This is a genomic window from Paenibacillus eucommiae, assembly GCF_017874215.1.
GTDB classification, from domain to species: domain Bacteria; phylum Bacillota; class Bacilli; order Paenibacillales; family NBRC-103111; genus Paenibacillus_AI; species Paenibacillus_AI eucommiae.
Genome location: NZ_JAGGLB010000002.1, coordinates 214447 through 240735, shown reverse-complemented (window position 1 = coordinate 240735; position 26289 = coordinate 214447). Strand labels below are relative to the sequence as shown.

The 26289-nt window shown below is 45.3% G+C and carries 22 protein-coding genes and 1 riboswitch; of the genes, 13 read left to right on the top strand and 9 right to left on the bottom strand.

Features of this window, described 5'->3' with window-relative positions; all coding sequences use genetic code 11:
• Positions 1–67 precede the first annotated feature (67 nt).
• The 5 genes from J2Z66_RS03525 (at position 68) to J2Z66_RS03505 (ending at position 5721) form a co-directional block, all read left to right on the top strand.
• A complete protein-coding gene (locus tag J2Z66_RS03525) occupies positions 68–1399 on the top strand; it encodes an ABC transporter substrate-binding protein (RefSeq protein WP_209969973.1) in 1332 nt (443 codons plus the stop codon).
• Between the two features lie 27 nt (positions 1400–1426).
• Complete coding sequence (locus J2Z66_RS03520; protein WP_281068786.1) at positions 1427–2338, top strand: NAD(P)-dependent oxidoreductase; 912 nt, start codon at positions 1427–1429, stop codon at positions 2336–2338.
• Positions 2339–2350: 12 nt separating this feature from the next.
• Entirely contained in the window at positions 2351–3673 is a 1323-nt protein-coding gene (locus J2Z66_RS03515; RefSeq protein ID WP_209969971.1) for an AGE family epimerase/isomerase, read from the top strand.
• Positions 3670–4944: a nickel pincer cofactor-dependent isomerase, group 22 gene (locus J2Z66_RS03510; RefSeq protein ID WP_209969970.1), complete on the top strand. Its 1275-nt coding sequence runs from the start codon at positions 3670–3672 to the stop codon at positions 4942–4944. The genes J2Z66_RS03515 and J2Z66_RS03510 overlap by 4 nt, the downstream gene beginning before the upstream one ends.
• A gap of 90 nt (positions 4945–5034) precedes the next feature.
• Positions 5035–5721: a GntR family transcriptional regulator gene (locus tag J2Z66_RS03505; protein ID WP_209969969.1), complete on the top strand. Its 687-nt coding sequence runs from the start codon at positions 5035–5037 to the stop codon at positions 5719–5721.
• Between the two features lie 86 nt (positions 5722–5807).
• Here the strand turns inward: J2Z66_RS03505 and J2Z66_RS03500 are convergent, their stop codons facing one another.
• The 6 genes from J2Z66_RS03500 to J2Z66_RS03475 all read right to left on the bottom strand — a co-directional run bounded on the left by J2Z66_RS03500 (position 5808) and on the right by J2Z66_RS03475 (position 14300).
• The gene (locus J2Z66_RS03500) at positions 5808–7391 is read right to left on the bottom strand and encodes an aminotransferase class V-fold PLP-dependent enzyme (protein ID WP_209969968.1); all 1584 of its coding nucleotides are present in this window, start codon (positions 7389–7391) and stop codon (positions 5808–5810) included.
• A complete protein-coding gene (locus J2Z66_RS03495; protein ID WP_209969967.1) occupies positions 7388–7960 on the bottom strand; it encodes a glycerol-3-phosphate acyltransferase in 573 nt (190 codons plus the stop codon). Before J2Z66_RS03495 ends, J2Z66_RS03500 begins: the two co-directional genes overlap by 4 nt.
• Before the next feature lie 266 nt (positions 7961–8226).
• Positions 8227–8397: a hypothetical protein gene (locus J2Z66_RS03490; RefSeq protein ID WP_209969966.1), complete on the bottom strand. Its 171-nt coding sequence runs from the start codon at positions 8395–8397 to the stop codon at positions 8227–8229.
• A gap of 662 nt (positions 8398–9059) precedes the next feature.
• Positions 9060–10187, bottom strand: a complete 1128-nt coding sequence (gene ald / locus J2Z66_RS03485) for an alanine dehydrogenase (protein ID WP_209969965.1) — start codon at positions 10185–10187, stop codon at positions 9060–9062.
• A gap of 124 nt (positions 10188–10311) precedes the next feature.
• Complete coding sequence (gene alr / locus J2Z66_RS03480) at positions 10312–11481, bottom strand: alanine racemase (RefSeq protein WP_209969964.1); 1170 nt, start codon at positions 11479–11481, stop codon at positions 10312–10314.
• 839 nt (positions 11482–12320) lie between these two features.
• Entirely contained in the window at positions 12321–14300 is a 1980-nt protein-coding gene (locus tag J2Z66_RS03475; protein WP_209969963.1) for a beta-galactosidase trimerization domain-containing protein, read from the bottom strand.
• A 171-nt stretch (positions 14301–14471) separates the two neighbouring features.
• Between J2Z66_RS03475 and J2Z66_RS03470 the strand changes: the two genes are divergently transcribed.
• The 7 genes from J2Z66_RS03470 to J2Z66_RS03440 all read left to right on the top strand — a co-directional run bounded on the left by J2Z66_RS03470 (position 14472) and on the right by J2Z66_RS03440 (position 23564).
• On the top strand, positions 14472–15335 hold the full coding sequence (locus J2Z66_RS03470) for a helix-turn-helix domain-containing protein (protein WP_209969962.1): 864 nt from the start codon (positions 14472–14474) through the stop codon (positions 15333–15335).
• Positions 15336–15383: 48 nt separating this feature from the next.
• Positions 15384–16304 carry a prenyltransferase gene (locus J2Z66_RS03465; RefSeq protein ID WP_209969960.1) on the top strand — a complete coding sequence of 307 codons (921 nt, stop codon included), beginning with the start codon at positions 15384–15386 and terminating at the stop codon, positions 16302–16304.
• Between the two features lie 45 nt (positions 16305–16349).
• Positions 16350–16546: riboswitch (cobalamin riboswitch) on the top strand.
• A gap of 168 nt (positions 16547–16714) precedes the next feature.
• Positions 16715–19399 (top strand): S-layer homology domain-containing protein, encoded by a 2685-nt coding sequence (locus J2Z66_RS03460; protein ID WP_209969958.1) that lies wholly within the window; start codon positions 16715–16717, stop codon positions 19397–19399.
• 61 nt (positions 19400–19460) lie between these two features.
• Entirely contained in the window at positions 19461–20306 is an 846-nt protein-coding gene (locus J2Z66_RS03455; protein WP_209969957.1) for a DUF4430 domain-containing protein, read from the top strand.
• On the top strand, positions 20303–21184 hold the full coding sequence (locus J2Z66_RS03450) for an energy-coupling factor transporter transmembrane component T (RefSeq protein ID WP_209969955.1): 882 nt from the start codon (positions 20303–20305) through the stop codon (positions 21182–21184). Before J2Z66_RS03455 ends, J2Z66_RS03450 begins: the two co-directional genes overlap by 4 nt.
• Positions 21160–22893 (top strand): ABC transporter ATP-binding protein, encoded by a 1734-nt coding sequence (locus tag J2Z66_RS03445; protein WP_209969953.1) that lies wholly within the window; start codon positions 21160–21162, stop codon positions 22891–22893. Before J2Z66_RS03450 ends, J2Z66_RS03445 begins: the two co-directional genes overlap by 25 nt.
• 56 nt (positions 22894–22949) lie before the next feature.
• Positions 22950–23564 (top strand): ECF transporter S component, encoded by a 615-nt coding sequence (locus J2Z66_RS03440; protein ID WP_376774358.1) that lies wholly within the window; start codon positions 22950–22952, stop codon positions 23562–23564.
• Between the two features lie 5 nt (positions 23565–23569).
• Here the strand turns inward: J2Z66_RS03440 and J2Z66_RS03435 are convergent, their stop codons facing one another.
• Positions 23570–23779, bottom strand: coding sequence for a hypothetical protein (locus tag J2Z66_RS03435; protein ID WP_209969950.1), 210 nt, complete (start codon positions 23777–23779; stop codon positions 23570–23572).
• Between the two features lie 163 nt (positions 23780–23942).
• On the opposite strand from J2Z66_RS03435, the gene J2Z66_RS03430 reads away from it, so the two are divergent.
• Positions 23943–24560, top strand: a complete 618-nt coding sequence (locus tag J2Z66_RS03430; RefSeq protein WP_209969948.1) for a hypothetical protein — start codon at positions 23943–23945, stop codon at positions 24558–24560.
• A gap of 33 nt (positions 24561–24593) precedes the next feature.
• Here the strand turns inward: J2Z66_RS03430 and J2Z66_RS03425 are convergent, their stop codons facing one another.
• Together J2Z66_RS03425 and J2Z66_RS03420 are read right to left on the bottom strand one after the other, a co-directional pair.
• Positions 24594–25727: a glycerate kinase gene (locus J2Z66_RS03425; protein WP_209970316.1), complete on the bottom strand. Its 1134-nt coding sequence runs from the start codon at positions 25725–25727 to the stop codon at positions 24594–24596.
• A 145-nt stretch (positions 25728–25872) separates the two neighbouring features.
• A complete protein-coding gene (locus J2Z66_RS03420) occupies positions 25873–26100 on the bottom strand; it encodes a 3-dehydroquinate dehydratase (RefSeq protein ID WP_209969945.1) in 228 nt (75 codons plus the stop codon).
• Positions 26101–26289 lie beyond the last annotated feature (189 nt).

The following is a 26289-nucleotide window of genomic DNA, read 5'->3' as shown; positions in this document are numbered from 1 at the left end:
ATCCGCTTACATTATTTAGAGTAATCAAAGCTTAAAGAAAACATCGATTATGGGAGGGTTTAAAAAAATGAAAAGCTTTTGGAAAAAGTCTTCTCTCTTGCTGCTTGCATCTGTGATGATTTTAACAGGTTGTGGTTCCAACAATAATGAAGGTGCCGCAACGCCAGATGGCGGAGCTTCAACGCCGAGTGACAAGCCTTATGCCGGAACAGAGATCCGGTTCGTGATGGCCGTGCATCCTTGGCTGGATGCAATTAAGACGATGCTGCCAGAATTTGAGCAAAAAACCGGTATTAAAGTGAAAGTGGAATCCTTCAGTCAAGAGCAGACAAGCAACAAAATGGCTGTGGAACTAAATGCCAAAACTTCTTCACTGGATGTAATGTTTATTCGTCCGCTGGATGAAACGAAGCTTTTCTCCAAAAATGGCTGGGTAGAGCCGCTTGGAAAGTATGTGGACAATGATCAAGAATACGATGTAAAGGATTTCATTCAGTCCTCATTGGATACTTCTACTTATGATAATCAATTAATTGGTATTCCCATAACGACAGAGCGGGAAATTCTGTACTACCGGAAAGACTTGCTGGAGCAAAACAATATTGCTGTTCCAACTACGATGGATGAATTGATGCAAGCAGCGGAAAAGCTTCATGATCCTGATAAAGGGATGTACGGGTTTGTTGCCCGGGGCAGAAAAGTGGTTGCTGTTACCCAGTTTTCCGGGTTCCTTTACAGCTTCGGCGGACAGTTCCACGATGGCGATCAAGCGACAATAAATACACCAGAGGCATTGGCTGCTTTTAAATATTACGGAGATATGCTCAATAAATTTGGTCCTCCGGGAGCGATTAATATGCATTGGACCGAAGCGGCTGCAGCGTTTGCTCAAGGTAAAGTAGCACTATTCACGGATGCGGACGCAATTTATCTGAACGTCGCGGATCCATCCAAATCTACGGTAAGCGACAAGGTCGGTTATGCCATGTTCCCGGCAGGTCCGGCAGGAGCCAAGCCTTATAATGTCAGCTCCGGTGCGCTGGCTATCAGCCAATTCTCCAAAAACAAAGAAGCGGCTGCTGAGTTTGTGAAGTGGGCGACCAGCAAGGAGACTGTATTGAAAACTCAAACAGCCGGTAACCCGGGTGCGAGACAATCGGTTTGGAGCAATGCGGAGTCCACCAAGGATTATCCGGCTGATTTGGTAACGGTTATTAATGAAACGACTAAAATTGGTGTGGGGATCGACCGTCCGCAAGTTATAGGTGTAGCCGAGGCGAGAGATATTATTAGCGGACCGATGAGTGCTGCGATTGAAGGTAAAGATATTCAAGCTGCTGCCGACAAAGCTCAGAAGGATTTCCAGGCACTGATTGACAAAGAGAAGCAAGCTCAATAAAAAAAGCGGGAGGGCAGCAGTGCAACTATGTTGCTCTTCCCCCTACAAACTGGAGAGAAGGAACATCATATGAAAAGAATAGGTTTTATCGGACTCGGCCGTATGGGCAGTGGAATTTGCCATCAATTAATATCCAAAGGGTATTCAACTGCTGTATTTGACATCAACGCAACGAATCTTCAAGCTTTTGCCCAGATTGCGACAATTGCCGCGGATAAAAAGGAGCTTCTGGAAAGCAGCGATGTGATTTTTCTGTCTTTGCCCGGATCTGTTCAAGTGGAAGAAACGGTGCATGAATTTATTTCCTATGGAATTTCAGGTAAAACTATTATCGATTTAAGCACAAGCTATCCGTTATCTTCGAAAGAGCTTTATCATAAAGTTACAGCTGCAGGAGGGTTTTTCGCTGATGCCTCTTTAACGGGAACTCCCACACATGCAGAACAAGGGGCATTAATCGTCACAGTTGGTGGAGACATGGAAACCTACGAGGATTGTTTGCCCATAATCAGCACGTTTGCTTCTAGAGGTGTTCATTATATTGGAGGCCCAGGGGCAGGGAATATCGCCAAGCTTGCCAATAACTATTTGTCCATTATGTATGTTGCGCTGTATGCTGAAATATTTCCGCTGGCTGAGAAGCTGGGTTTTGATACGCAGAAGCTGTTCGAAATTATCGGACAAAGCGGGGTGAGCTGCCCGATGTATCAGAGCAATGGAGCCAAAATTGTGAATAAAACGTATGATCCTTCTTTTTCCCTGGATTTTGCACTCAAAGATATTACGTATGTGAAAAGGCTGTTTGATGAGCAGCAAATGCCTTCCTTCGTTCTGGATGGAGGATTAAACCTGCTTCGTCTTGGACATCTCAAAGGCTATGGATCTAATGACTTGTCGGAAATGGCCCGGGTGACCAGAGAACTTATGGAGCATGAATAGGAGCTAAGCAGGATGAACCGTCCAAGCAGTAGTCAATCATTGCAATCATTGCGGGAATTTTATATCGATCATTTGCAAACCGTGTTACTACCTTTCTGGCTTCGTTCGGTTGACTGGGAAGATGGAGGCTATTATAACTGTTACGATAATTCAGGCAGCACACTTGTTAGTGATGATAAGTATACTTGGTCACAAGGCAGATTTGTTTGGATCTATGCTAAGCTCGCATCGCTTGAGGGTGGCGTTTTTGCTGAAGGGGAGCAGAAGCAGTTTCTGAATTTAGCAGCTCATGGCGCCCGCTTTCTGATGGACCATAGTCTGTTAGAGAATGGGAACTGTACGTTTCTGATGGACAAGAAAGGTAATCCCAAGAGAGCATCGGATGAGGTTCCCTATGATTCCAGTATTTTTGCGGATTGTTTTGCTGCTGCCGGGCTCGCGAAGTATGCTGCTGTGGCGAAGGATGCAGATAGCTTAGATTTTGCCAGAAAGATCTATGATTCTATCCTTAAGAGGTATCAAAAGGGCAGCTATCATATGGCCCCTTATCCAACACCAGAAGGCTATAAATCTCATAATATTCCGATGATAATGCTCAATCTGACCCAGGAACTGCTGGAGGCGGAAGAGGCTCTAGGGGCTGGGGATGCGGAAACGGGGCACTACCGGAAAAATCTCAAGCAGCTTATGGATGAAATTATGGTACATTTTGCAGATGATCAAGGTGTCTTGAATGAAATGATCGGGATGGATAACAGCCGGCTAGATTCCTTACTGGGCCGGTATTGCAACCCTGGGCATGTCATTGAGGATATGTGGTTTGTGATTCATGCTTCACTCAAAATCAAGGATCAAACCTATGTAAAGCCTGCTGCAAAAATTACTAAAAAAATGTTTGAGCTGGGATGGGACTCTGAGTATGGCGGATTGCTGCTGTTTGTTGATCGAGAGGGCGGCAAGCCTACAGGGGATAAGAACGGCCATGAGCTAACGCCCATGGTGCAGCAAATAGAGCAAAACTGGGATAACAAGCTGTGGTGGCCTCATTCGGAAGCTTTGTACACTTCACTGCTTTGTTATAAGCTGACTCAGGATGAAGCTTTTATGGATATGTATGGCAAGGTTCATGACTATACGTTCCTAACCTTTCCGAATCCGGATAAGGAAATTGGGGAATGGATTCAGATCCGCAAGCGTAATGGGGAACCGATTCATAAGGTGGTTGCTCTTCCGGTCAAGGATCCCTTTCATATTATCCGGAATTTCATCTATGTTATCGAATTGCTTGACGGTTTGTCTATGGAGCAGCACGGTATGAAGGAGGGACTCCTATGAGTATGGTCAAAAAGCTGCTTGAGCCCATTCCGATTCCACCTGTTGTGCGCATCAGGCAAAAGTTTGACAGCAGCCATATCAAGGATATTCCAGCCAAGATGAAGCAGGAGCTTACAACGCCTGGAACACTCGACCGCATTCGGGAAGGACAGCGCGTAGCTGTAGCGGTTGGCAGCAGAGGGATTAACAACTTGGCCATCATGACGAGAGCTTTGCTTGATGAAATCAAAGCGGTTGGCGCGCATCCTTTTATTGTACCCTGCATGGGCAGTCATGGGGGAGCAACTGCGGAAGGGCAGCTTGAAATACTGAAGCAGCTTGGCATAACGGAAGCTGCCATGGATACGCCGATTCTGGCATCGATGGAAGTGGTGGAGTTAGACAGATTGGACAATGGAGTAGCCGTATATGTCGACAAATATGCGTTGGAAGCAGATGCTATCGTAGTTATTAACCGGATTAAGCCGCACACGGCTTTCCGCGGACCTTACGAAAGCGGTTTGTTAAAGATGATTGCCATCGGTCTTGGCAAACAAAAGGGTGCTGAGGCGATTCATCAGCTTGGCTTTAAGCACATGGCGGACAATATGCCCGCCGCTGCCCGCTGCATGATCCGAAAGCTGCCGATTCTTTTTGGCGTGGCGATTGTCGAGAATGCCTATGATCAAACGTACCGGATTGAGGCGATCCCGACGGAACAAATCGAACAGCGGGAGATTGGGCTGCTGGTGGAAGCGAAGGAGCGTCTGCCGAAATTTTTAATGCCTGAGTTTGATGTGCTCGTAATTGATTACATTGGTAAAAACATTAGCGGTGATGGCATGGACCCGAACGTAACAGGCCGCTTTCCGACTCCGTATGCATATGGGGGACCAGAAGTAACTAAAATTGTTGCACTGGATTTGACCAAGGAATCGAAAGGAAATGCAGCGGGAATCGGATTATCCGACTTCACTACCCGGCTCCTGGTGGAAAAAATGAACGCCGATGCCACCTATGCCAATGGACTGACCTCAACCGTATGCTTGCCTTGCAACATTTCCACAACATTGGACAATGATTTCTATGCCATAAAGGCTGCGGTTAAAACATGCAATATATTAGACTACAACCAGTGCAGACTAGTGCGTATTAGAGACACGCTGCATCTGGGAGAGATAGAAATTTCGCTTAGTATGCTGGAAGAGGCGCGAAGCCACTCCGATATTGAGCTTTTATCCGATCCTTATTCATTCATTTTTGACGAGAACGGAAATCTCAGCAAGAAGTAAGCAGGAATATAGATATTAGTTGTAAGTTTTTGGGTCTTATGCTAGTATAACTAGTATATTAATATAATGTTGGTAGGGAGAAGATGGAAGTTGCAAAAGCAAAGTAAGCTGGGAAAAGGGTTGAATCGCGATTATGTATATGACATTGTCAAACAAAATATACTGACCTTAAAGTTCGAGCCTGGCATCATGATTTCCGAGAAGGACATAGCCGAAAAGCTGGAGGTCAGCCGTACACCTACCCGGGAAGCCTTTATTAAATTGGCCGAAGAAGGCCTGATCGTGATTTACCCGCAGAAGGGATCCTTCGTTTCTTTGATTGATATGGATCAGGTGGAAGAGGCCAGGTTTGTAAGAGAGACTATGGAGGTTGCCATCCTTAAAATAGCCTGTGACATATTTACCGAAAATGACTTAATCGATTTGGAAGTGCTTATTTCACAGCAAAAAATTTACAGCGAGCACAAAAATTACGAAAAGCTGCACGAGCTTGATGAAGAGTTCCATAGAACAATTTTCATTAAATGTGGTAAAAATAGAATCTGGGTCCTTATTCAGCAAATGCTTTCCCACTATAAACGGTTTAGAAACCTGCTGTTAGCCGTTTATTTTGATTGGGAAATCATTATACAGCAGCATACCTGGATCGTCCAATATATTCGTGAACATAACTTTGAATTAGCCGAGAAGGAACTCAGAGTACATGTGAAATCCCGTTTTGAGAAAGATGCCCTTCTTCAAAAATATCCCAATTTCTTTCTTCAGCAGAGAGGATAAATAGAAGAATACGAAAGAGGTTTCCATACAAAGCCGAGCCGAATTCAGACAACGTTCTGACTTCGACCCGGCTTTCTTTTGATATTTTAGGAGGACAAACAGGCTTCCAGGCAGCGGATTAAATCCAGCACATTGGCAGCCGTAATGCCTATCGTCGCAATTTGAAACACATTATTGTGCAGCAAATAGTCGCTTTCATATTGGACAAAAAAGCCTTCCTTCGCCAGAGTATCCCCAATTGTTTGGGAAGAAAGCGGTTTTGCCAATGGAATCGTCACTATAAAAGGGGCAGCATGCTTCTTTTCAGTCATAGTAGTTAGGCCTGCACGCTGTAATTCTGTAATTAATAATTCATACACTTCTATTAACCGTTCATACGGATCGTCAGTACAATATTTCTGAAGCGCCTGGGAACATGCATCGAGTAAATTTGATGAGTGTGAGAAGGGAACACTGTTCTTTGCTGCGTACATGCCCAGATCGAGATAACGCGGCAGCTTGGAAGAAGGCTCAAGTTCTTCCTGATGAAAGACAAAAGTAAGTCCGGTATAGCCGCCAATGGCTTTCCCACTAACACCGCTGGCCAAATAAACATGTGCCAGATTCACACGAACTGCACCAATTGAGCTCACACAGTCTAAACATAGCTTGATTTGATATGCGTGACAAAGCTGCTGTATACCCTCAACATCGTTTAACATGCCTGTCGAGGTTTCGCCATGTACAACCCATAACCAACTATAAGAGCCTTCCCGCATGTAAGGCTCAATGTCTTCGAAACTAAACGGTTTCCCCCAAGTCTCCTCCAGAACATCAAACTTTAATTCCATGCGCTCTGCATGATCCACCAGCCGATGTCCGAACTCTCCGTTTACTAGAATGAGACCCCTTCCATCCAATAGGGATAGCTGACCCGCAATTGCATCATTCGCCAATGTCCCTGAGCCCAAGAGAACCTTTACATGATTGGCTTGTGTCATTTCTTTTAACAGCATTTGCACGTTACTCATTGTATCCATAAAGGCCGAAGAGCGATGCGATAGGGGCTGTTGCTTCATCACATTGGCAACATCTTCTTCAATAGGTACGGGTCCAGCATAAAAGGTTACGGGCTCAGTTTGGGATGCAGGCGGTTCAAACAGCTTAGCCGCATCTGAGCTTTCGAAGGATTGCTTGGTCATATACATAGGCTGGAAGACTGCGTCTTTATTACCGACGAGATGGGCAAATGGAATGAAGCCAAGCCTGCGATAAAGCTTAAGCTGACGGGTCGTTCCAGACATAATGGCTAATTCTACGTTATTGTCCCATAGGTATCGTTTCAAATACTTCGCCAATCCATAAAAAACCTGACCTGTCCGATGTTCCTTTTCTACAGATAACAGTCTGATTTCTACCATGTGCTGGGGAACAAAGGGCAAATAGGCATCAAGCGGCGGAAGCTTCTCGTCTAATGAAAATGGGCGTTGATTTCGTATAGCTAGCATGGCGACAAGCTTCTCACGTTTCTTGCCGATTAAATAAATATTTTCATTATGAAAACGGTCAACCCGCTTTCCTGTATCATTCGGTGCATGCTGCGGAATTTCTTCAACAAACGTCATATAATTCAGTCTATGAATTTGTTCCATCTCCATAGAGGTCGAAGCAATTTTATAAACTAAACTCATGTAGTCCAACTCCTAACAATTTCCATGATGTTGCTCCTGTGCGCATAGAGGATAAGAAATACGGCAAGTAGTCCGATTAGAGCGTTAGTCCATGAATGCTGGAAATGGAAAATAAGCAGAGGAAAGGTGAGAATAGCAGTAAGACCAGCTGGTGAAAATCGTCGGGAAAGTATCAGAAACACCAGAGCGAGGGCAAGCATAAGAAGAAAAATTCTCCAATCCAGGATAAGCGCGCCACCAGCAAAAGGGGACATTCCTTTGCCGCCCTTGAAGCCTAAAAACACTGGATAAATGTGTCCAATAATGACTGCCAGCAGAGCTAGCAGCAGGTAAGTCAAGGATGATGTGACCTTCCCGGCTGCATAAACCACCAATGCAGCTTTGGAAGTGTCGCCTATAAAAGTAATAAGAAAAGCTTTCGAGCCGTACATTCTCCCTGCATTCCTGGCTCCAACATTCCTGCTTCCAAGCGTACGGATATCTTGACCATATTGAAGCTTGACGAGGAAATAAGCGGTTGAAAAGCAGCCGACTATATAAGCCAGGATGAGAACAGCTGTCTGGAGCATGGAATAACCTCACCCCATTCAGGAATAATCTTGTTTATGTTTGATTATAAAGCTGTTTGCGATTAAAACTAGTACTATGTTTAGGTAGTACCGCTACCTAAGTATATGAATTGGATAGTTAATATTGTATTTGAGTTTATTTACATGAATGGAGGGTTCGATTCAAATAATCATAAGACGGGTTAGAGGACCACTGAGGGAAGCCGGTTCAATACTTGGATAAGAGAGAAAAACAATAGAGAGTCAATTAAAAATGGATGGCTTCGCTACTTCCAGCGGCTGGGCTCAATCTTCTTCTTTCTCTGAAGCCATCTTTTGAGCAAGCTTTCTTCCTTCTTTTCTTCAAGTATGCGTTTGATGCCTTGCATAAGAACTTTAGGTCTCATTTCGTCCTCATGCTTCAGGTTGTGCAGCTCTTCATAGAAATTATCGTTCATTTAACCCATCTCCACTGTGTTTGTCTGAGTATAGTTATCGTTGATTTAACGGTTTATGAACCATGTTTAATGACTCTCTCAATTTTCCCTTATGTCTAATTATACCAAGGATCAATGACAAGATCAATAAAAAATAGAACGTTTGATCCCATTTTTTTTACTGGGCTGAAATCCAGGTTTGATCACTGAGTTTCAGGACTATTTATCGCAATTGCTAATCGCAAAGATGAAATGAAAAAGCAAAAAACCAGAGCTTTGCTAAAGCGCAGCCCTGGTTTGGTTTATAAAAGAAAATCGTCTTACTGAGAAACAGTAAAATAAAAGAAATAAAATGTCGTATTTTGTTGACAAATATATGGAAAAATTTTATGATATAAATAGTTATAAAGACACATTTCCTTAATCTGAATAGCGCAAACTGGTCAAGAATACAGGTTGCAAACCCGGGTCTAAAGAACCATATGAGGCGGCCCGGCTTTTCAAGAAAGGACGATGGTTATGTTAGGTTTAACATGGACACTTATAGGATTATCATTGTTTGTTGCTATTATTGTTACTATGGTTCGGATCATATACGACAAGGACAGACAGCCATAACAACCTTGAAGAGGTTCATAACCGAAGTATGCTCATGCCCGACAAAAGCCTGACTTAAGCTCAACTTAAGCCCGAACTGCAAGGAAAGCTTGCTCAACAGGGACGTATTCCTCACCAAGAGCTTTGGCCACCGCTTCATAGGTGATTGAACCTGCAGCTACATTCACACCAAGTCTAAGCGAAGGATTATCTTGAATGGCTTGTCTCAAGCCCTTATTTGCAATTTGCAAGGCATAGGGCAGAGTTACATTTGTCAAAGCAAGAGTAGAGGTGCGTGGTACGGCACCAGGCATATTAGCAACTGCATAGTGGACGACGCCGTGCTTGACATAGGTAGGATTATCATGGGTAGTAATCCGGTCTGCTGTAGCAAATATGCCACCCTGGTCAATTGCAACATCAATGACCACAGAGCCTGGTTTCATGGCTTTAACCATGTCCTCACTGACTAATTTTGGCGCTTTTGCTCCTGGAATTAGTACGGCTCCTATCGCTAAATCTGATTCAGCGACGGCAGCAGCAATATCAAACGGGTTAGACATCAAGGTTTGAAGCGCTGCACCGAAAATATCATCCAACTGGCGAAGACGATCTGCATTGGAGTCAATAATAGTAACATCAGCGCCAAGTCCAAGAGCAATCTTAGCCGCATTCGTACCTACTACTCCACCGCCGATAATAGTGACCTTTCCACGCTTTACCCCCGGGACCCCGCCAAGCAGAATCCCCTTTCCACCATGAGGCTTTTCCAATAATTGCGCACCAATCTGTACGCTCATCCGTCCAGCTACCTCGCTCATAGGGGTAAGCAATGGTAGGGAACGGTTTAATTCTACAGTTTCATAGGCAATGGCAGTTACACCTTGTTCTTTAAGAGCACGGGTTAACTCAGGTTCTGCCGCTAAGTGCAAATACATAAACAAAATTAGGTCTTTGCGGAAAAAAGGATATTCCGATGCTACAGGTTCTTTGACCTTCATAATTAAATCCGCACGTGACCAAACATCAGCAGCACGGTCCAATATTTGCGCTCCAGCCTGCAGATAATCTTCATTCGTAAATCCGCTGCCGATTCCGGCCTGATTTTCCAATATGACCTGATGACCAGCCTTCACAAAGGATACGACGCCAGCAGGAGTAAGGGCAACACGGTTTTCATTGTTCTTTATCTCTTTTGGTATTCCGATTAACATAGCAGATCATTCTCCTTCAATTTATACTCTTTACCAAGTATAAGGAATTAAACGGAAGTTTGGTTTGTTAGGAATTGAGAAAAAACGACATTGTTTTTGTGGATTTGAACAAATACGATCAGCCTTAAATGAGATGCCCTTTGATTTTCATGGGATGTCCATTTTGAGTGTAGACCCGGGGCACCCTTTTACCAATAGAACAAACAACTTCATAGTTGATGGAATGAGTTAACGCAGCAATTTCATTGCTGGAGATAGATAGCTCACCGCAGCGGCCGATTAATGTAACTTCATCACCTATCTGTACGTCGGGGAGCCCGGTTACATCAAGCATCATTTGATCCATACAAATTCTGCCGGCAATCGGTACCCTTTGTCCACGAATCAGAACAGAGCCGATGTTGGAAAGCAGGCGTGGGACTCCATCAGCATAGCCGATAGGCAGGGTGGCAATCTGGCTGGTTTTCATAGTCTGAAAGGTACGGCCGTAGCTGACAGATTGCTGCTTTGCAACACTTCTAATAGAAGAAATCTCCGATTTCAAGCTCATTGCGGGTTGGAGCGGATAAGCTGGGTGGGAGTCCGCACCTGAAGGTAGTAAACCATAGAGACTTATGCCGATTCGAACCATATCCAAGTGCATATGAGGAAAATTGATAGTCCCTGCACTATTGCAGCAGTGTTTAATGGGAATATGGATTTGATGCTTCTCAAGATGCTCAATCAAGGAAGTGAAGAATTGAAATTGTTGGTCGGTAAAAGAGGAATCTTCACTTTCTGCAGTTGCAAAATGGGTAAACAAGCCTTCAAGCTTAACAAATCGGGAACCGGCTGCTTTCTCACATAAAGCTTGTGCTTCATCGAAGGTGGTGAGGCCAAGACGGGACATGCCCGAATCCACTTTAAGATGTGTACGCGCCTGCATACCCAGTTGTTCTGTGCATGCTATTAATTGCTGCAGCTCAGCATCTGAACCAACAGTTATAGTAATGTGATGCTTAACTGCTGCCTCAACCGCATGCGGCGGTGTGTAACCAAGAAGCAGTATTGGGTGTTCTATTCCAGCCTTCCGAAGCTGCAATGCCTCCTCCAGGAAAGCCACACCCAAATAATTGGCACCTGCTTGAATGGCCGAGCGTGCAACCTCTTCAGCTCCATGTCCATACCCATCAGCTTTCACTACAGCCATAAGCAAGCAGGATTCACTCAATTTGGCTTTAAACATAGCTGCATTTTGATAAATGGCATCCAGAGAAATTTCAACCCATGTGTTGCGATAACTGAATGTATTCACGATTTAAATCGTCCTCACTCTTGAATTTACTATCCTTTATACTATATGAAAGGAAGTGAAGGCTTGGTATGTTAGAAAACGAGAAAATATTCCCAAGCTTATGTGGATTTGAACAAAGTCTTCGCAGAAGTCTTCACAGGATACATCAAAAATAAGAAAAAAACCAGTTCGTCTGCGTGCAGACAAAATTGGTTTTATTAAGAGATAAGAAATTTCAAACGCTTTACAGCGGTAAAGTGCCAAAAAATTGAAATATATGAATCATGGAATCAATAAGGAAGTCCCCCTATTCCTTATAGTCATTCTCCCTTTCGTTCAGGAAACAAAGGCATGCTAGCAGTCCAGTTTCGTATCAGTCCTGTTTTGTGGCGTGCGGGTTTGAGCGTGCGCTTCACTTAACGATGTTTTTCATCGTTAAAGTACGTGTTCCAGGTCAAACCGTCACGTTAACGATGAAAAACATCGTTAAAGTAGCAGATCCGCTCCGTTGTACGTGCTGGCGGGGCCGTCTTCATGCCCAGTGCCTTTGCCAGAGGGGAAATCTCCTCCGACCAAGAGAAAAACCCTTGCTGGCAGTCCGTTTGATCTTGGTGTTCATGCCATTCATACGATTGTAGCTGAGAAGAGGGAAGGGGTGTGGGCGGAAGATCGGAAGCGTCCGCCTTTAAAGATTTGTTCCAACCCTCTCATCCATTCCATTCAAGGGAACAAATCTTTAACAGTGGCTGGAGCCCATACCCTTTACCTCCTCCAAGCGCTAGCGTCACGAACACGTACCTCTTAGGACGTTACAAGGCGTTTTTCCTACAGATAGTCAGCAGACGGGACCATTGAACTGCTTATTCCTGCACTTCAATGACAACCATTTGATGACAACTCACTTCTGGAACGGTATAAGTGAGCAGTCCATTCTCCTGCTGCATCGGCAATTCACTGCCCTGAGGGGCGAGCAGCACCCGCTTGGCTGGTACTGGAAGCCTTAATGAAACCTGCACATCGTGAATCGGAACTAAATCCTCAATAACTTCAACACCATTTCCGCGTTTCACGGGGGAGGCGTAGAGCAAATGGTTTACATATCTTTTCTCCTGCTCTTGGAACTGAAGGGTTACAATACCTTGCACAGGCAGCGTTGTTGCCAGGCTTTTGCCGGGGAGAAGGCGGTCGAGTGCGTGTAAAACAACCTCTTTCAGAATCAGGCTGCCTTTTGTCGCATAGTCATCGAATACATTCCAGGCGATATAGATCCCTGCCGGCCCTTCGACCATGCCAGGACCAGAAATGCTGCCGGAGCTCGGTGTATGCTGATGGGAGCAGAACTTGAACGCTTCCCGATTAAAGTAAGGTTCTTCCCGGTGCCCAAGCTCAGTTCCACCATTTAAAGCAATCTGCTGGCCATCGGCATAGAAAATGTAAGCAGCCGGATGGAGATTGCGCAGCTCAAAGTGTGGCTTGAAATAATCCGGCTTGTAAGGATTTTCTCCGATCCAGGATACTCCTAAATCTATGGCGAAGGCGTCCCCTTGCTGGTTGAGACCGCTTCTTCCGGTAGCCAGTACCTTACCGCCATTGCTGACAAACTGCTGTATCTTTTCCGTTAGTTCTACTGACATCAGCACCTCATCAGGCAAAATCAGTACGCGATAATCGTTGAAATCTGCTTGCATATCGATGACATCAAACAGCAGCTTGCCTTCCAAAAGCATGCGTATAGCCCCTGTATCCGAGTTGACCCCACGATTCTCATGAGTTAAAGCAAGCTTATCTCCTCTTACAGCCTCTAAGGATAGCAGTGCAACATCAGCAACATTAGTTGCACCTATGCACCAAGCTTCTTTTTCCTCAACCTCAGCATAAGCTGCGCCAATGGTCGAGTAGGTAGCTTCATCCAACAGCCCGCTTGGGTGCATCTGGTCGCCAATCGAGCATCTGGCGCCATTGGCGATGCTAAGGGCAGCTTCATACCGCAAAGCATTCGGATGCTTGTAGCCTCCAAACTCGCCCCATGTCGTGTGGAACTTCCCGGTCATTCCCAGAAAAGGCATGCCTAGCGTTTGGGCATAACGGGCGGACAAAGGGAAATGGTCATAGCCCCAGCCCCCAGTAGGCAAAGACTCCAGTTCCAAATGGGAATTCATCTGGGCCAAGTCTCTGCGGCCGCGGCTAATATGTCCTCCATTGTGGAAGACAGGCAGACCGGGACTAAGGGAATGGACGAGTTCATTCACACGTCGCGTATACTTGGCATAGGTACGTTTGGCTTGTTCAAATACAGCTTGATCATCTCTGGGATCTAGTCCCTCGCTTCTTAATTCATTCATACAGGTATGGCAGTAACAAGCGCGTTCGCCAACGATATCCAGGAAAATGCCGTCTGTGTCATAGCTCGTTACGACTTCTTCGATTTGCTTCAGCAGGACATCTAAATAAGGTGAGTTCAAGCAAAATAAATGGTAGCCAGGATCCAGAAAGCTCTGTACCCAGGATGTCTGTTCCTGCTTGTCACGCACCAGCCACTCGGGATGCTGTAAGGTGAGCTTCTCATCTAACCCTGCAGAAAGGTATACCGGTGTTTTTACATCAATCTCATGTGCAGCCTCAATCATTGCACCCAGCAAATCGAATTGTAAGCCGGGATGTATAGTATTTGCTTCGCTAGGATGATACGCCCATCCGTGATGACACTTGGAAAATATCGTGATCGAATCTACATGCCCCTTCTTAAGCATTTGCTGGAATTGCTCTTTATTGAAGGATGCACCTATCGCTGGAATAGCTTCGGAAGTATGGAAATCTAGATGTATTTGGCGGAATCTCATGTTTGCAGCTCCTGTCATATTGGTTTTGAAATCTACCCTTTCAATATAACGAACAGCACTAGACACGTATAGAGCAATAACGATAAAAATAGGACATTTACGACTTTAATCTATGACTGATATAATAGCTTTATACAAATGGGAGGGAAGTAGAGGGAGAGTATGGAATGTTTGCAGCTCGATATACCGCCTTTGCCGCAATTTATTACGATAGGGCATGGGATGTGGCATCCTGGAGAATGCCATTTTCATCGCAACTTTCAAGTGTATGATATGCTGATCGTTGTCCGGGGAACGTTATATATGGCTGAGGAAGGAAAGGAATATGAGATCGGGGCAGGCAACATGCTTGTTCTGGAACCAGGGAAGTCACATTGGGGGTACCGCAAGTGCGAAGAAGAGACGGAGATCTATTGGATGCATTTTGTGCATACGGCTGCACCCACGCTGATTTCCGACAAACAAATTCAATGGTCTTCTCTGATGCGCAAAGGTACTGAGCGTGATGAGGCACCTTCTGAACAGATGATGTATTTGCCTAAATTTGTCCATACGGATCTGGCTCCTTTCATTCCTACTCTAAGGGAGCTGCTGCACGTACATAGCACATTTACGCTATCCAACGTGCTGCGATTGCAGTCGCTGCAGCTGCAGTTTTTTAGCCAGATGCAGGATTTGGTTATGGCCAGCCAAATTCCTACAAGATCATTTCAAATTTGCAAGCTGGTTGAAGATTATTTGAAAAAAAACATAACCCTGCCTTTTTCCGCTGCATTGATGCAAAAGAAGCTGCAGTATAATATTGATTATTTGGCCAGATGCCTGAAAATCTACACGGGGATGACGCCTCTTCAATACTTGCAGGCTTTACGGATCGAGGAGGTAAAAAGGCTGCTCATGAATAACAATACGCCAATTCCGCTTATTGCAGAGCAAGCAGGATTTACCGATTACAATTATTTTATTCGTGTATTCCGTAAGCAGGTTGGGGTCCCACCGGGGAAATACCGCCGTGAGAAGCAAGGTTTTATGTGAGCATCACCATCTATTGAAAATCTGACAGGATAAAAAAAGGAGCTTACAATGAACAAGCTGAATTTATTTATGAAAGCTTCAAGATTTCGGGTTATCCCTGTTATGATCATCCCGGTTATCCTTGGTGCTATGGGAGCTTATGCCTGGGAAGGTATTTTTCATCCGTTTTTGTTTGTGATCACGCTCGTGGGAGCTGGGGCAGCGCATCTTTTTTCCAACATGATTAATGATTTATGGGATTTTCGCAACGGAGTGGACGTGGCCGCTAAAGAAACTGCTTCTACAATCAGTACGAACTCCGGATATTTGGCTAACGGGATCGTAACTGAGCGGATATTCGCCGCTTTGACCTGGATGTTATTGGGGATAGCCCTGATATGCGGAATTATTCTTAGCTTTTATACAGGATGGGGTGTGCTTATTTTTGGGGGCATAGGGGCTTTAATCGCTTACTTCTATGTGGCTCCGCCTTTAAAGTTCGGCTATCGGGGCAAGGGATACAGTGAGGTGGCGATCTTGGTATCATTCGGGATTCTCCCGGTAATGGGTACTTATTTTGTACAGACACTGCAGTTCGATTATCGCGCCTTGATGCTTTCTCTGCCGATCGGTCTGCTCACCACATTAATTTTATTCAATCATCATTTTCTGCACTGGCAGTCGGATAAGGAGTCGGGTAAGCTTACTTTGGTAGTCGTATGGGGAGAACGGAGAGCCCTGCAAATCTCGAAATTTTTGCTTATTCTGGCCTACTTGAGCTTGCTGGTTTGTGTGATCATAGGAGTTATGCCCATATATGTGCTTCTCGCACTGGTTACTTTCCTTCCTGTTTATAAGGTGTACAAGCAGCTTCAGGACAAAAATCCTTCGCAGGCCTACCTGCCCTTGCTGGGAGCCTCACTTAAAGCTGCGATTCGCTGCGGTTTGCTGATGTCAATCTCGCTTTTGATACAAGGCATCTTTCAATAGACAAAATCGGGATCGAATGATAACATCATGTAGAACAAACAAACATCATATCGAATGGATTCAGGTGCTGAGTGATCAGCTTAATAGGGAAGTCCGGTTCTAACCGGCGCGGTCCCGCCACTGTATATGAGTAGCACTTCTGATTGAATATCACTGCCTAAGCTTTAACGGCTGCAGCGGGAAGATGGCAGAAGCAGCGATGACTCATAAGCCAGGAGACCTGCCTGTTTCTTTAACATTCAACCTACGAGGAATAGGGGTATGTGTGCGGACGGATAGATGTGAGGTCTAAGGTCAACCTTGTCTCTAGCCTTTCATTTATTGTCGCTAACATAGTCTAGCATTCCCAAATGGGAGTGCTTTTTTGTTTGGACGTTTCATAACTTATTTAGGGAAGAGGAGCAGTTGCCGTGGAATTGTTTTTGAAGAAAAGTAGAAATTGGAGACTTGTTCTCACCGTATTAGCCTTCTTATTGGTATTTCAATCTGTAGGCTTGGCGAGAGCTGTAAATGTTGTTCAGGCAGAATCTGCCGACAGTGCTGCCAGCTTGTCAAAGGCGTTAGAAGGAGCAAGCGGTTATTTACAGAAAGCAGACGCTACCGATTGGTCGGTATTTGCTCTAGCTCGTTCTGGAAGCAGTGTACCTGCAGGCTATTTAGATGCTCTGGAAGGCAAGCTCAAGCAAGTAAATGGGAAGCTGGACAGTGCAACTGATTATGAAAGAACTGTGCTGATCGTGAAGTCACTTGGTGGTGACCCAACGAGCTTTGGCGGATATAATCTGATCGAAGCAATATACAACCATCCCGATTTAACGAAAAAAGGGACAATGGGTGCGATCTTTGGTTTGCTGGCACTGAACAGCGGGGAATATACCATCCCGTCAACAGCGGTTAACACCGCGGAAAGCCTGATTAGTTGGCTGCTTAAATCTCAAGCTGCGGGAAAAGGCTGGGCATATGTGGCTGATGAGCCAAGCAGCATAGATGTAACTGCAATGGCGCTTTCGGCGCTTGCCCCTTACTATGAGAAGCAACCTGATGTGAAAAAAGCAGTGGATCAAGCCGTTGCTTGGCTTTCTTCACAGCAAAAAGCAAGCGGTGGCTTTAGTGACATGGGGGAAAACAGTGACAGTGCGGCACAGGTTATCATCGCCTTAACAAGCTTAGGCATGGACCCGCAAGGCGCTTCCTTCACAAAAAATAAAGGCCTTGTAGACTACCTGTACACTTATCTGCAAAAAGATGGAGGCTTTGCTCATTCTATTGGAGCTGCATCGAACCAGATGTCGACCGAGCAGGCGCTTCAGGCTTTGACAGCCTACCAATTATTTACTGCCAAAAAAGGCACGCTTTACTATCATATTCAAGCGCAAGAAGAAGCGCTGGTACGCGTTGAAGGTCCACAAAGCACAGTTTCTTCCGGTACTGTAAAAGCATCCAATGCGTTGGAAGCCTTACAAGCACTGGCTGAGCAAAAGAACCTGAAGCTGGATGTTGTCGATTCAGCATACGGAAAGTACATTTCCGGCGTACAGGATATTAAGGCTTCCGGCAATGATGGCTGGATGTTCAGTGTGCTTAGAGGAAATGACTGGATTTATCCTCAGGTTGGCATGGGAGATTTTGCCCTTCAGAAGGGTGACCAGGTCATTGTTTATTACGGTGGTGCCACACAGGTCATCCGCAATATTACAGTGAATCCTGCTCAGCCAAAGGTTAATCAACCTTTCACCGTTCATGTGGAGAAATCAACATGGGATTGGGAGCAAAGTAAAGAAGTGACCTCAGCAGCTGCGGGGGTTAGTGTACAAATTGGAGATCAGAAGCAGGACACCAACGAAAAAGGCGAAGCGCTCTTTAAGGGAATAGCTTCAGAGGGTCCTATCACTGCCATAGTAACTGGTTATCAGAAAGACGCTGCACCTTCTGTAGTGAAAGCAGAGCAATCCTTCAAGGTGGAGTCGGCTAATGTCAATATTCGTCTTGATGTTGAGGGAGACAAGGCGCATCTGTTAGGTGGCGTTGTTACAGCGACTAATGCGCTAAATGCGTTGGAGCAGCTCACAACAAAAAATAATATAGCGCTTGAAGTCAAGGAATTCAGTTTTGGCAAGCTTGTGTCTGGTATTGGTGAAACGAAAGCTACTGAAACTGAAGGCTGGATGTTCGCTGTGTACCGCGATGGGGAATGGGTATATCCCGACCTTGGTATGGGTGAGTATGCACTGCGCAACCATGATCAAGTGAAAATCTATTATGGGTTTAATGCACAGCTCATTCATTCGGTTTCATTTACTCCCGAGAGTCCGCGCAGCGGCGAGCCTTTCCTTATTCAAGTGACTCAGGAAACCTGGGACTGGACCAACAATAAGCTTGCAGTAACACCAGCAGCAGGAGTTAGTGTTGAACTGGGCGGTAAAACCTATGTAACTGAAGAAGACGGCAGCGTGAACGTTCCTGCTGGATTGTCAAACGGAAATTATACAGCTATTATTACTGGTTATCAAAATGAGGCAGCACCAAGCGTAGTACGTTATGAGCAGCCGCTGCCGATTTATGCGGATTGGGATCAGGCAGCCGATTGGGCCAAGCCATACATTGCACTTTCTGGCAAGCTTGGTTTGCTGAACGGAGTAGGGGAGGAAGGCTATGCACCTGCCAAGTATGTGACTCGTGCAGAGGTTGCCGCCACACTAGTTCGCCTTCTCAATCTGCCAGTGCCAGAAAAAGCAAATAATTCCTTTACAGATGTAGCGGATGGCAGTTGGTATGCTGGTTATATCACTACAGTAAAAGAACAAGGTATCGTAGAAGGGGTGGATAAAGGCATTTTCTCACCTAATCAAACGATAACTCGTGAACAGCTTGCACTTATGCTGACAAGAGGCCTGGGGCTTCCTTCATCAGATGCAAAGCCAAGTAAATTCAAGGACTTGAACAAAGCTGCAAGCACTTCTGTTTATGCGCTGGAAGCTGTTGTCCAAGCAGGAATTATGAACGGAACAGATGATACACATTTTGCGCCGCAAAGCCCGGTGACTCGTGAGATGCTTGCTGCAGTCGTAGTAAGAGCTTACGAAGCTTTACATTAAAAAAGCATTGGAAAAGGAGTCGCAAGCTGACTCTTTTTCCTTTTTTCGGAGGGAGATTGTTATGTATACAAAATGGCTTTTGCCCCGCTCTTGCCGTCTTGTGGCAGTTATTATTTTTACGGTTCTTGCCTTATCTGCCTGCAGCAGCTCCAATCCAAGCAGTGTAGACAACAAGATAGACAAGGAGCAGTCGACTACTTCAACCATTCCTTCTTCGCCCGCAGCAAATGCGGGAACCGATGATAGCGGCAAAAGCAGCAGTACTATTCAACCCTCACAATCGCCTGATGCTGCAAAGAACGGGCAAACAGGTGATGATGATCAACCGGATCCGCAACCTACCAGCCAGGCAGTGCCGCCAGGTGAATCGTCGAGTCCGAAGGCGTCCAGCCCAGCTGCGTCAAGTCCAGCTGTTTCAAGCCCGATAAAAACAAGTCCAACAAAAACAAGTCCACCAAAGTCAAGTCCTCAACCACAGGGTGCCAGCACTAAGCCACCAGCGGCGGATAAGGCAGCAGCCTCTCCGAAGCCTGCTAAGACTGCAGAAAAGACGGACGACAAGAAGCAGGTAGTTACCCTGTCCATTAAAGGCGATGAGGAGCACGGAGTTATTCTGGATGCTGCTGAGCTTGCTATAGATGATGAGATCAGTGTAATCAGTCTGCTGCAAAAGCTGACGCGAGAGAAGAAAATTCAAATGGAATTTACCGGTCGCGGGGCTGCCAGCTATGTGAAGGGCATAGATAATTTATATGAATACGATAAAGGTGCGAAGAGCGGGTGGCTGTTCAGAGTGAATGGAGTTTTCTCTGATAAAGGAGCAGGCGTGTATGAAGTGAAGCCCGGCGATGTCGTGGACTGGCTGTACACACTGGATCTGGGTAAGGATGTTGGAGCCAAGCCATGAATTTGACTCTTCGCCATATTCATCCTATTCCGTGCTTTTTCTACTATACGGGTGCTGTTGCTTTTTGTTTTCTTTTCCAGCATCCATGGTTTCTATTAACCTCTGCTGCTGCGAGCCTTTTACTGAATGCTGTGCAGGGCTCGTTGAGAGCCAAGCGGAAGCTCTTTTTATTTTTTATTATCATGAGTCTGGTTACCTTGCTTATCAATCCGCTGCTGTCGCATAGAGGGGCGCATATTTTGTTTTACTTTTGGGACCAGCCAATTACGCTTGAGGCTGTCATTTATGGAGTTTTCTCGGCGTTTACATTATTTGCGGTTCTATCATGGTTTGTCTCGATTCAGCATGTGTTCAGCTCAGACAAAATCTTGCATTTGTTTGGCTCGGTCTCACCGAAGGGGGCACTCCTGCTATCCATGGCTTTGCGCAGTTTTCCGCTGTTGACGAAGCGGTTCAGGCAAATTGCTGTTGTGCAGCGGACCAAAGGGGTCAATGTGCTGGAGGGCAGTTTGCGGAAACGTCTGAATGATGGAATGAAATTTGTTCAGCTTGTGCTGACCTGGACGCTTGAAGAAGGGCTGCAAACGGCAGATTCCATGAAAGCAAGAGGTTATGGTAGTGGAGTGAGAACACAGTTCTGGCCATATACATGGAAAAAGCAGGACTTGTTCTTCACCTTGATCGTGGTGCTTGCAGGTTTAGGATGCTTATCAGGCTGGTTTTTTGGATTAGCCCGTTTTGAGGTTTATCCCAGACTTTCTGGTACAATGAGCCTTTCTTATCTGGAATGGGCGATTTATGGCTGCTTCTTTATTTACTTTACTATACCGCTGTTGATGGAGGGAGTTGATCTATGGAAATGGCGCAGCTCGAATTAAAGGATGTCAGCTTCACCTACCCGCAGCAGCCGTTGCCTGCGATTAACGATGTGTCGATCAGCGTACAAGCGGGTGAATTTATCGTTATTTGCGGTCCTTCCGGCAGCGGAAAATCGACGCTATTGAAGCTTCTTAAGCCGGAGCTGCTGACGGCAGGAGAGAAGAAGGGCAGCATACATTATAGTGGTGCACTGCTAGCTGATGTTTCCTTGCTGGAACTATCGGCACAGATTGGCATGGTCATGCAAAATCCAGAGAGCCAGATGGTCCTGGACAGAGTGATGGAGGAGCTGTACTTCTCCATGGAAAATGTCGGACTTCCGCCGCTCGTAATGCGAAAAAGGCTGGCCGAAATTGCCCAATTTTTCAATTTGGAGCCTTTGCTGACGAAATCAACCATGGACCTGTCGGGAGGCCAACAGCAGCTTATTAATCTGGCTTCTGTGCTTGCACTGCATCCAAGAATACTATTGCTGGATGAGCCAACGGCACAGCTTGATCCTATTGCGGCGAAAGAATTTATTCAGCTAGTTTACCGTATTAATCAGGATTATGGCATAACGGTCCTTATGACAGAGCATCGTCTGGAAGAGATTTGGCCGATTGCAGACCGGATTTGGATGATGGAGGGCGGGGAAATTGTTGCTCAGGGTAATCCGGATGAATTAATTCAACATAACCGGAACTATGTGGAACGTTATTTGCCTGCTCCAACCCGCTTGTTCATGGCACTTGGGCTCGAAGGGGAGCTTCCCAAAACAGTGAAGCAGGCAAAGCCCTTTTTAGAAAAATGGATGGGGAGACAATCCGGAATTCAACAGAACACACGGCATATTTCAAATGAGTTGTCGAGTGGGCTGTCGATTGGACTTAAAAGTGAACTATCAAGTGAACTTTCAAGTGAGCGGATGTCTAAAGGGCCAAGTGAGGTCGTGCTCAAGGTCAAGGACGTAGCTTTTCAATACGAAAAGAACTCGGAAGCTGTGCTTAAGCAGGTCTCGCTGGAAATTCGCGAAGGAGATTTCGTAGCTTTATTTGGTGCTAATGGCAGTGGCAAAACAACGTTTTTACAAATTGCTTGTGGTTTGCTGAAACCTCTGAGAGGCAGTATACATGCTTTCGGAGCTCCATTAAAAAGTATAAATGAAAAGCTGCGCTATGCGAAGCTGGGCTATCTGGCCCAAAATCCATTGTTTCATTTTCTGAACGAAACGGTAAGGGAAGAGTTGAGCTTTGCCGCTGCTCGTGCCAAGGAGCTGGGATTTTCTGTAGATTTGCCTGCAGTTAGCGCCTTATTCGGCTTTGACCGCTTACAGGAGCATCATCCCTACGATATAAGTGGCGGAGAGAAACAAAAGCTCGCTCTGGCCTGCATGCTGATGACTCAGCCGAGAATTCTTTTTCTGGATGAACCTACTAAAGGTCTTGATCCTGAAGCTAAACTGGTTTTGGCCGAGTTGTTAGCCGTCGAGAGGCGCAAGGGAGTATCTATCTTAATGGTAAGTCACGATATTGAATTTGCTGCTGCATATGTGAATCGTTGTGCTATGATGTTTGACGGGAAAATTGTTGCAGATACAGCTCCAGCTGAATTTTTCAGTGAAAATTACTTCTACACGACGGCGATTAATCGTCTGGCCAGAGATTGGTACCCGCAAGCGGTACGAGTGGAGGATATTTTAGAATTATGCGATATAAATGGCTCTTAGTTACTGGTGTTTCGCTGCTCTTTGCCCTTGGTTTGGCTGCTTCGGTATCCGCGGCTCTGTCTGAGCACTACTTGTTAATTAGTGTAGTTTTGATTGGGGCAGCAATGATTCCATTCTATATCCGCTTGGAGCGGAGACCAGCCAATACTCGTGAGCTTGTACTCATAGCCAGCTTGGCAGCCTTGGCTGCAGCAAGCCGGGTTCCCTTTGCATCGCTTCCGAGTGTTCAGCCGACATCTTTTGTGATTATTGTGTCCGCCATTGTTTTTGGTTCAGAGGCAGGTTTCTTGATAGGGGCAACAGCAGCGCTCGTATCGAATATGTTTTTTGGACAGGGGCCATGGACCCCTTGGCAAATGTTCGGATGGGGGATGATGGGATTTACGGCAGGCTTATTGCAGCGGACTTTTGTGATGCAGAGGAAATGGGGAAGGGTAGTATTTGGTATAGTTTGGGGATTTATATTCGGTTGGATTATGAACCTTACGTATGTACTAGGATATTTGTCAGAAATCAGCTGGACCACAATACTTGCAACTTATGCGGCTAGCTTTTATTTCGACCTTGCCCATGCGCTTTGCAATGCTGTGTTTCTCTTACTATTTGGAGCTGCCTGGATTCGAATTTTAAGACGCTATCAAGTTAAGTACGGTTTGGGTGACTATAAATAGCCGCCCTACACATGATAGCTTCCAGTCGGAGCTTCGATCACCCATTCAAGCATTGAGATGGAGTCATCCAGTAGTTCAGCTTTGGCTGTCAAAGATTTAATCGTTTCTATACTCGACTGCTCATTGTCAAGAGCTTGCTCCAGCTGTGAGGCTATGGACTGCTTCTGGAGCTTAAGCTCATTTATTTTTCTTTTGATTTGATTTTCAGTTCTCATCCTGCACCGCTTTCTATTTGTTTTTTTCCCTGCCAGCAAACAGGGGTGGTTCTGTTAAAGCTACGACTAAAGTCCAGTACAGATCCCACCGCAAGTCCGTTTTGAGAGCTATGGATATGAAATAAAATATACATATACTCTCTTGAAACGGGCGGTTGAGATCATGTCAAATGAGAAAAAAATTTACATTCTGTTAACGGATACGGGAACGTTGTTTACCAAGCTTATAAAGCTGGTTACAAAATCTCCTATGAATCATGCTTCGATTTCATTTAACCAGGAATTAAGTGAAACCTACAGCTTTGGCCGGAAAAATCCTGTTAACCCTTTTGTCGCAGGCTTTGTAAGGGAAAACATGGAAGGCAGTTTATTTACAAAAGCGACATGCGCACTCTACAGCTGCACCGTTGAATCCAGTCAATATGAGCAAATGTATGCACATGTGAAAAACATTGAAGAAAACAAACAGAAATATAAATACAATATGCTCGGTTTGTTCGGCATCTTATTTAATTTCAAATGGGAGCGAAAGCATGCATTCTTTTGTTCGCAATTTGTCGCCTCTGTATTTGAACAGAACGGCATGAATTTGGTTGGCAAACCTTCAGTCTTGACAACTCCTGGAGACTTCCAACATTCAGATGCACTTCAATTATTATTTCAAGGCAGCCTGAATCGTTTTCACATGCAAAAATGTTCGAAAGTTTCGTCAAAAGCTTCATCAAAAGCTTCAAAAGCCTCAAAAGCCTCAAAAGTCTCGCAAAAAGCTTCTATAGCCTGAATGGAAGCTTTGCCATAAGCTTCAAAGCCTCACCTAACGTGCGAGGAAGGTTCGAACGACTTGCTCTGCCTTATCCTGCAGAAGCTCCGCCGCGTTAAGCATAGCCTCCTGCAGCGACATAGGAGCGTTCATGATGCTGTGTATACTTGTGACACCAACAGGATACAGGGATTCAATTCCTTTACCTACGGACCCTGCAAGAACGACTACGGGAATTCCTAGCTTCTGTGCTTCTTGGGCAATGCCCATTGGTGTTTTGCCGGAAGCTGTCTGTTCATCGATTCTTCCTTCGCCTGTAATGACTAAATCTGCTCCCTGCAGGTGCTCACGCAGCTGTGTCAGTTCTATAACGATATCTATACCACGTCTTGTTTCAATAGAAGGAAAGAAAGCTTGAAAGGCTGCTCCCAGTCCTCCTGCCGCACCGGCGCTCGCCGAATCGTGCAGCCGCTTACCTGTTTTCTCGGCGATTCGATCTGCCCAATTGTGCATCCCCGCATCAAGCATTTCAACCATTTCAGATGTAGCACCCTTCTGCGGTCCAAATACATAAGAAGCACCCTCTTTACCTACCAGAGGATTCTGGACATCCGAGGCGATTGTGAATTGGCACTCGCTTATTCGGGTATCCCACGCCGCATCATCGATAGCGGCAATTCGGGAAAGCTCACCTCCGCCGAAGCCAATGCTTTGCCCGGAGCTGTCTGTCAGGCTCAAACCAAGCGCTTGCAGCATGCCGATGCCGCCATCATTCGTAGCACTGCCGCCAATAGCGAACAGATACCGGCGGAAGCCGCTGCCAAGTGCATGTGAAATAAGCTGCCCCGTTCCGAATGTAGTAGTTACCAGAGGATTTCGCAGCTCGGCGGGTACCAGAATAAGTCCGGATGCGCTGGCCATTTCAATCACACAGGTTTGCCCATCTCCCAATACCCCGTATTGAGCTTGAACAGCTTCACCTAGCGGTCCTGTGACTGTAACATCGACCAGATGACCACCCGTTGCAGCCACCAGGCTGTCCGTCGTTCCTTCACCTCCATCAGCTACAGGAACAAGAATCGTGTTGGCGTGGGGCACTACTTTGCGAATTCCTTTATCTATAGCGATCGTCGCTTCACATGCGCTAATACTGCCTTTAAATGAATCTGGTGCTATAACAATTTTGATGACCGGCAGCTCCCTTCTGAAATTTAATAGCTTACATAAGTCATATTTTACTATTATAGGTCACATTTTAAAAGAAAAAAAAGAAAATAGCAAAAACGGAGCTCTGGAAATATCCAGCTCCGTTTATACCTTTTTATGAAAACTATTAGTAAAGTGACAATGCAAGGGAATCTCTCTCATTATAGGAATGTAAAATAGCTTCGCAGCCAACAATTTCAATGCTGATTAGAGAGTCAAGGCATTGTTTGATCGCTTTGCGTCCTTTGACGACCTTGGATTCAAGTGCTGACTTTAGTAAATTTAATTTCTTTTTATTTTTTTCATCTGAGAAGACAGGGACTGATTTGTTTTGAACTGTAATGAAAATTCTCATGATTAACACCATCCTATTTTTGGATATACTAAAAGAATAAATGATAATTATTAATATAACCTTAAATTTATCTTACAATATGACTACATTTACACATTTTCTACCTAATTTTCACTAGCTAGTCACTAATAAGACGCTAGCAAGGCAAGACTGGTTCATTTTAACTTTTTTCTTTTCCATTAATAACTT

Coding starts and splice junctions, on each gene's coding strand:
- J2Z66_RS03525 (WP_209969973.1), top strand. CDS start 68: ATGAAAAGCTTTTGGAAAAAGTCTTCTCTCTTGCTGCTTGCATCTGTG.
- J2Z66_RS03520 (WP_281068786.1), top strand. CDS start 1,427: ATGTTGCTCTTCCCCCTACAAACTGGAGAGAAGGAACATCATATGAAA.
- J2Z66_RS03515 (WP_209969971.1), top strand. CDS start 2,351: ATGAACCGTCCAAGCAGTAGTCAATCATTGCAATCATTGCGGGAATTT.
- J2Z66_RS03510 (WP_209969970.1), top strand. CDS start 3,670: ATGAGTATGGTCAAAAAGCTGCTTGAGCCCATTCCGATTCCACCTGTT.
- J2Z66_RS03500 (WP_209969968.1), bottom strand. CDS start 7,391: ATGAGTTTAGTTTATAAAATTGCTTCGACCTCTATGGAGATGGAACAA.
- J2Z66_RS03495 (WP_209969967.1), bottom strand. CDS start 7,960: ATGCTCCAGACAGCTGTTCTCATCCTGGCTTATATAGTCGGCTGCTTT.
- J2Z66_RS03490 (WP_209969966.1), bottom strand. CDS start 8,397: ATGAACGATAATTTCTATGAAGAGCTGCACAACCTGAAGCATGAGGAC.
- ald (WP_209969965.1), bottom strand. CDS start 10,187: ATGTTAATCGGAATACCAAAAGAGATAAAGAACAATGAAAACCGTGTT.
- J2Z66_RS03475 (WP_209969963.1), bottom strand. CDS start 14,300: ATGAGATTCCGCCAAATACATCTAGATTTCCATACTTCCGAAGCTATT.
- J2Z66_RS03465 (WP_209969960.1), top strand. CDS start 15,384: ATGAACAAGCTGAATTTATTTATGAAAGCTTCAAGATTTCGGGTTATC.
- J2Z66_RS03455 (WP_209969957.1), top strand. CDS start 19,461: ATGTATACAAAATGGCTTTTGCCCCGCTCTTGCCGTCTTGTGGCAGTT.
- J2Z66_RS03450 (WP_209969955.1), top strand. CDS start 20,303: ATGAATTTGACTCTTCGCCATATTCATCCTATTCCGTGCTTTTTCTAC.
- J2Z66_RS03445 (WP_209969953.1), top strand. CDS start 21,160: ATGGAAATGGCGCAGCTCGAATTAAAGGATGTCAGCTTCACCTACCCG.
- J2Z66_RS03435 (WP_209969950.1), bottom strand. CDS start 23,779: ATGAGAACTGAAAATCAAATCAAAAGAAAAATAAATGAGCTTAAGCTC.
- J2Z66_RS03430 (WP_209969948.1), top strand. CDS start 23,943: ATGTCAAATGAGAAAAAAATTTACATTCTGTTAACGGATACGGGAACG.
- J2Z66_RS03420 (WP_209969945.1), bottom strand. CDS start 26,100: ATGAGAATTTTCATTACAGTTCAAAACAAATCAGTCCCTGTCTTCTCA.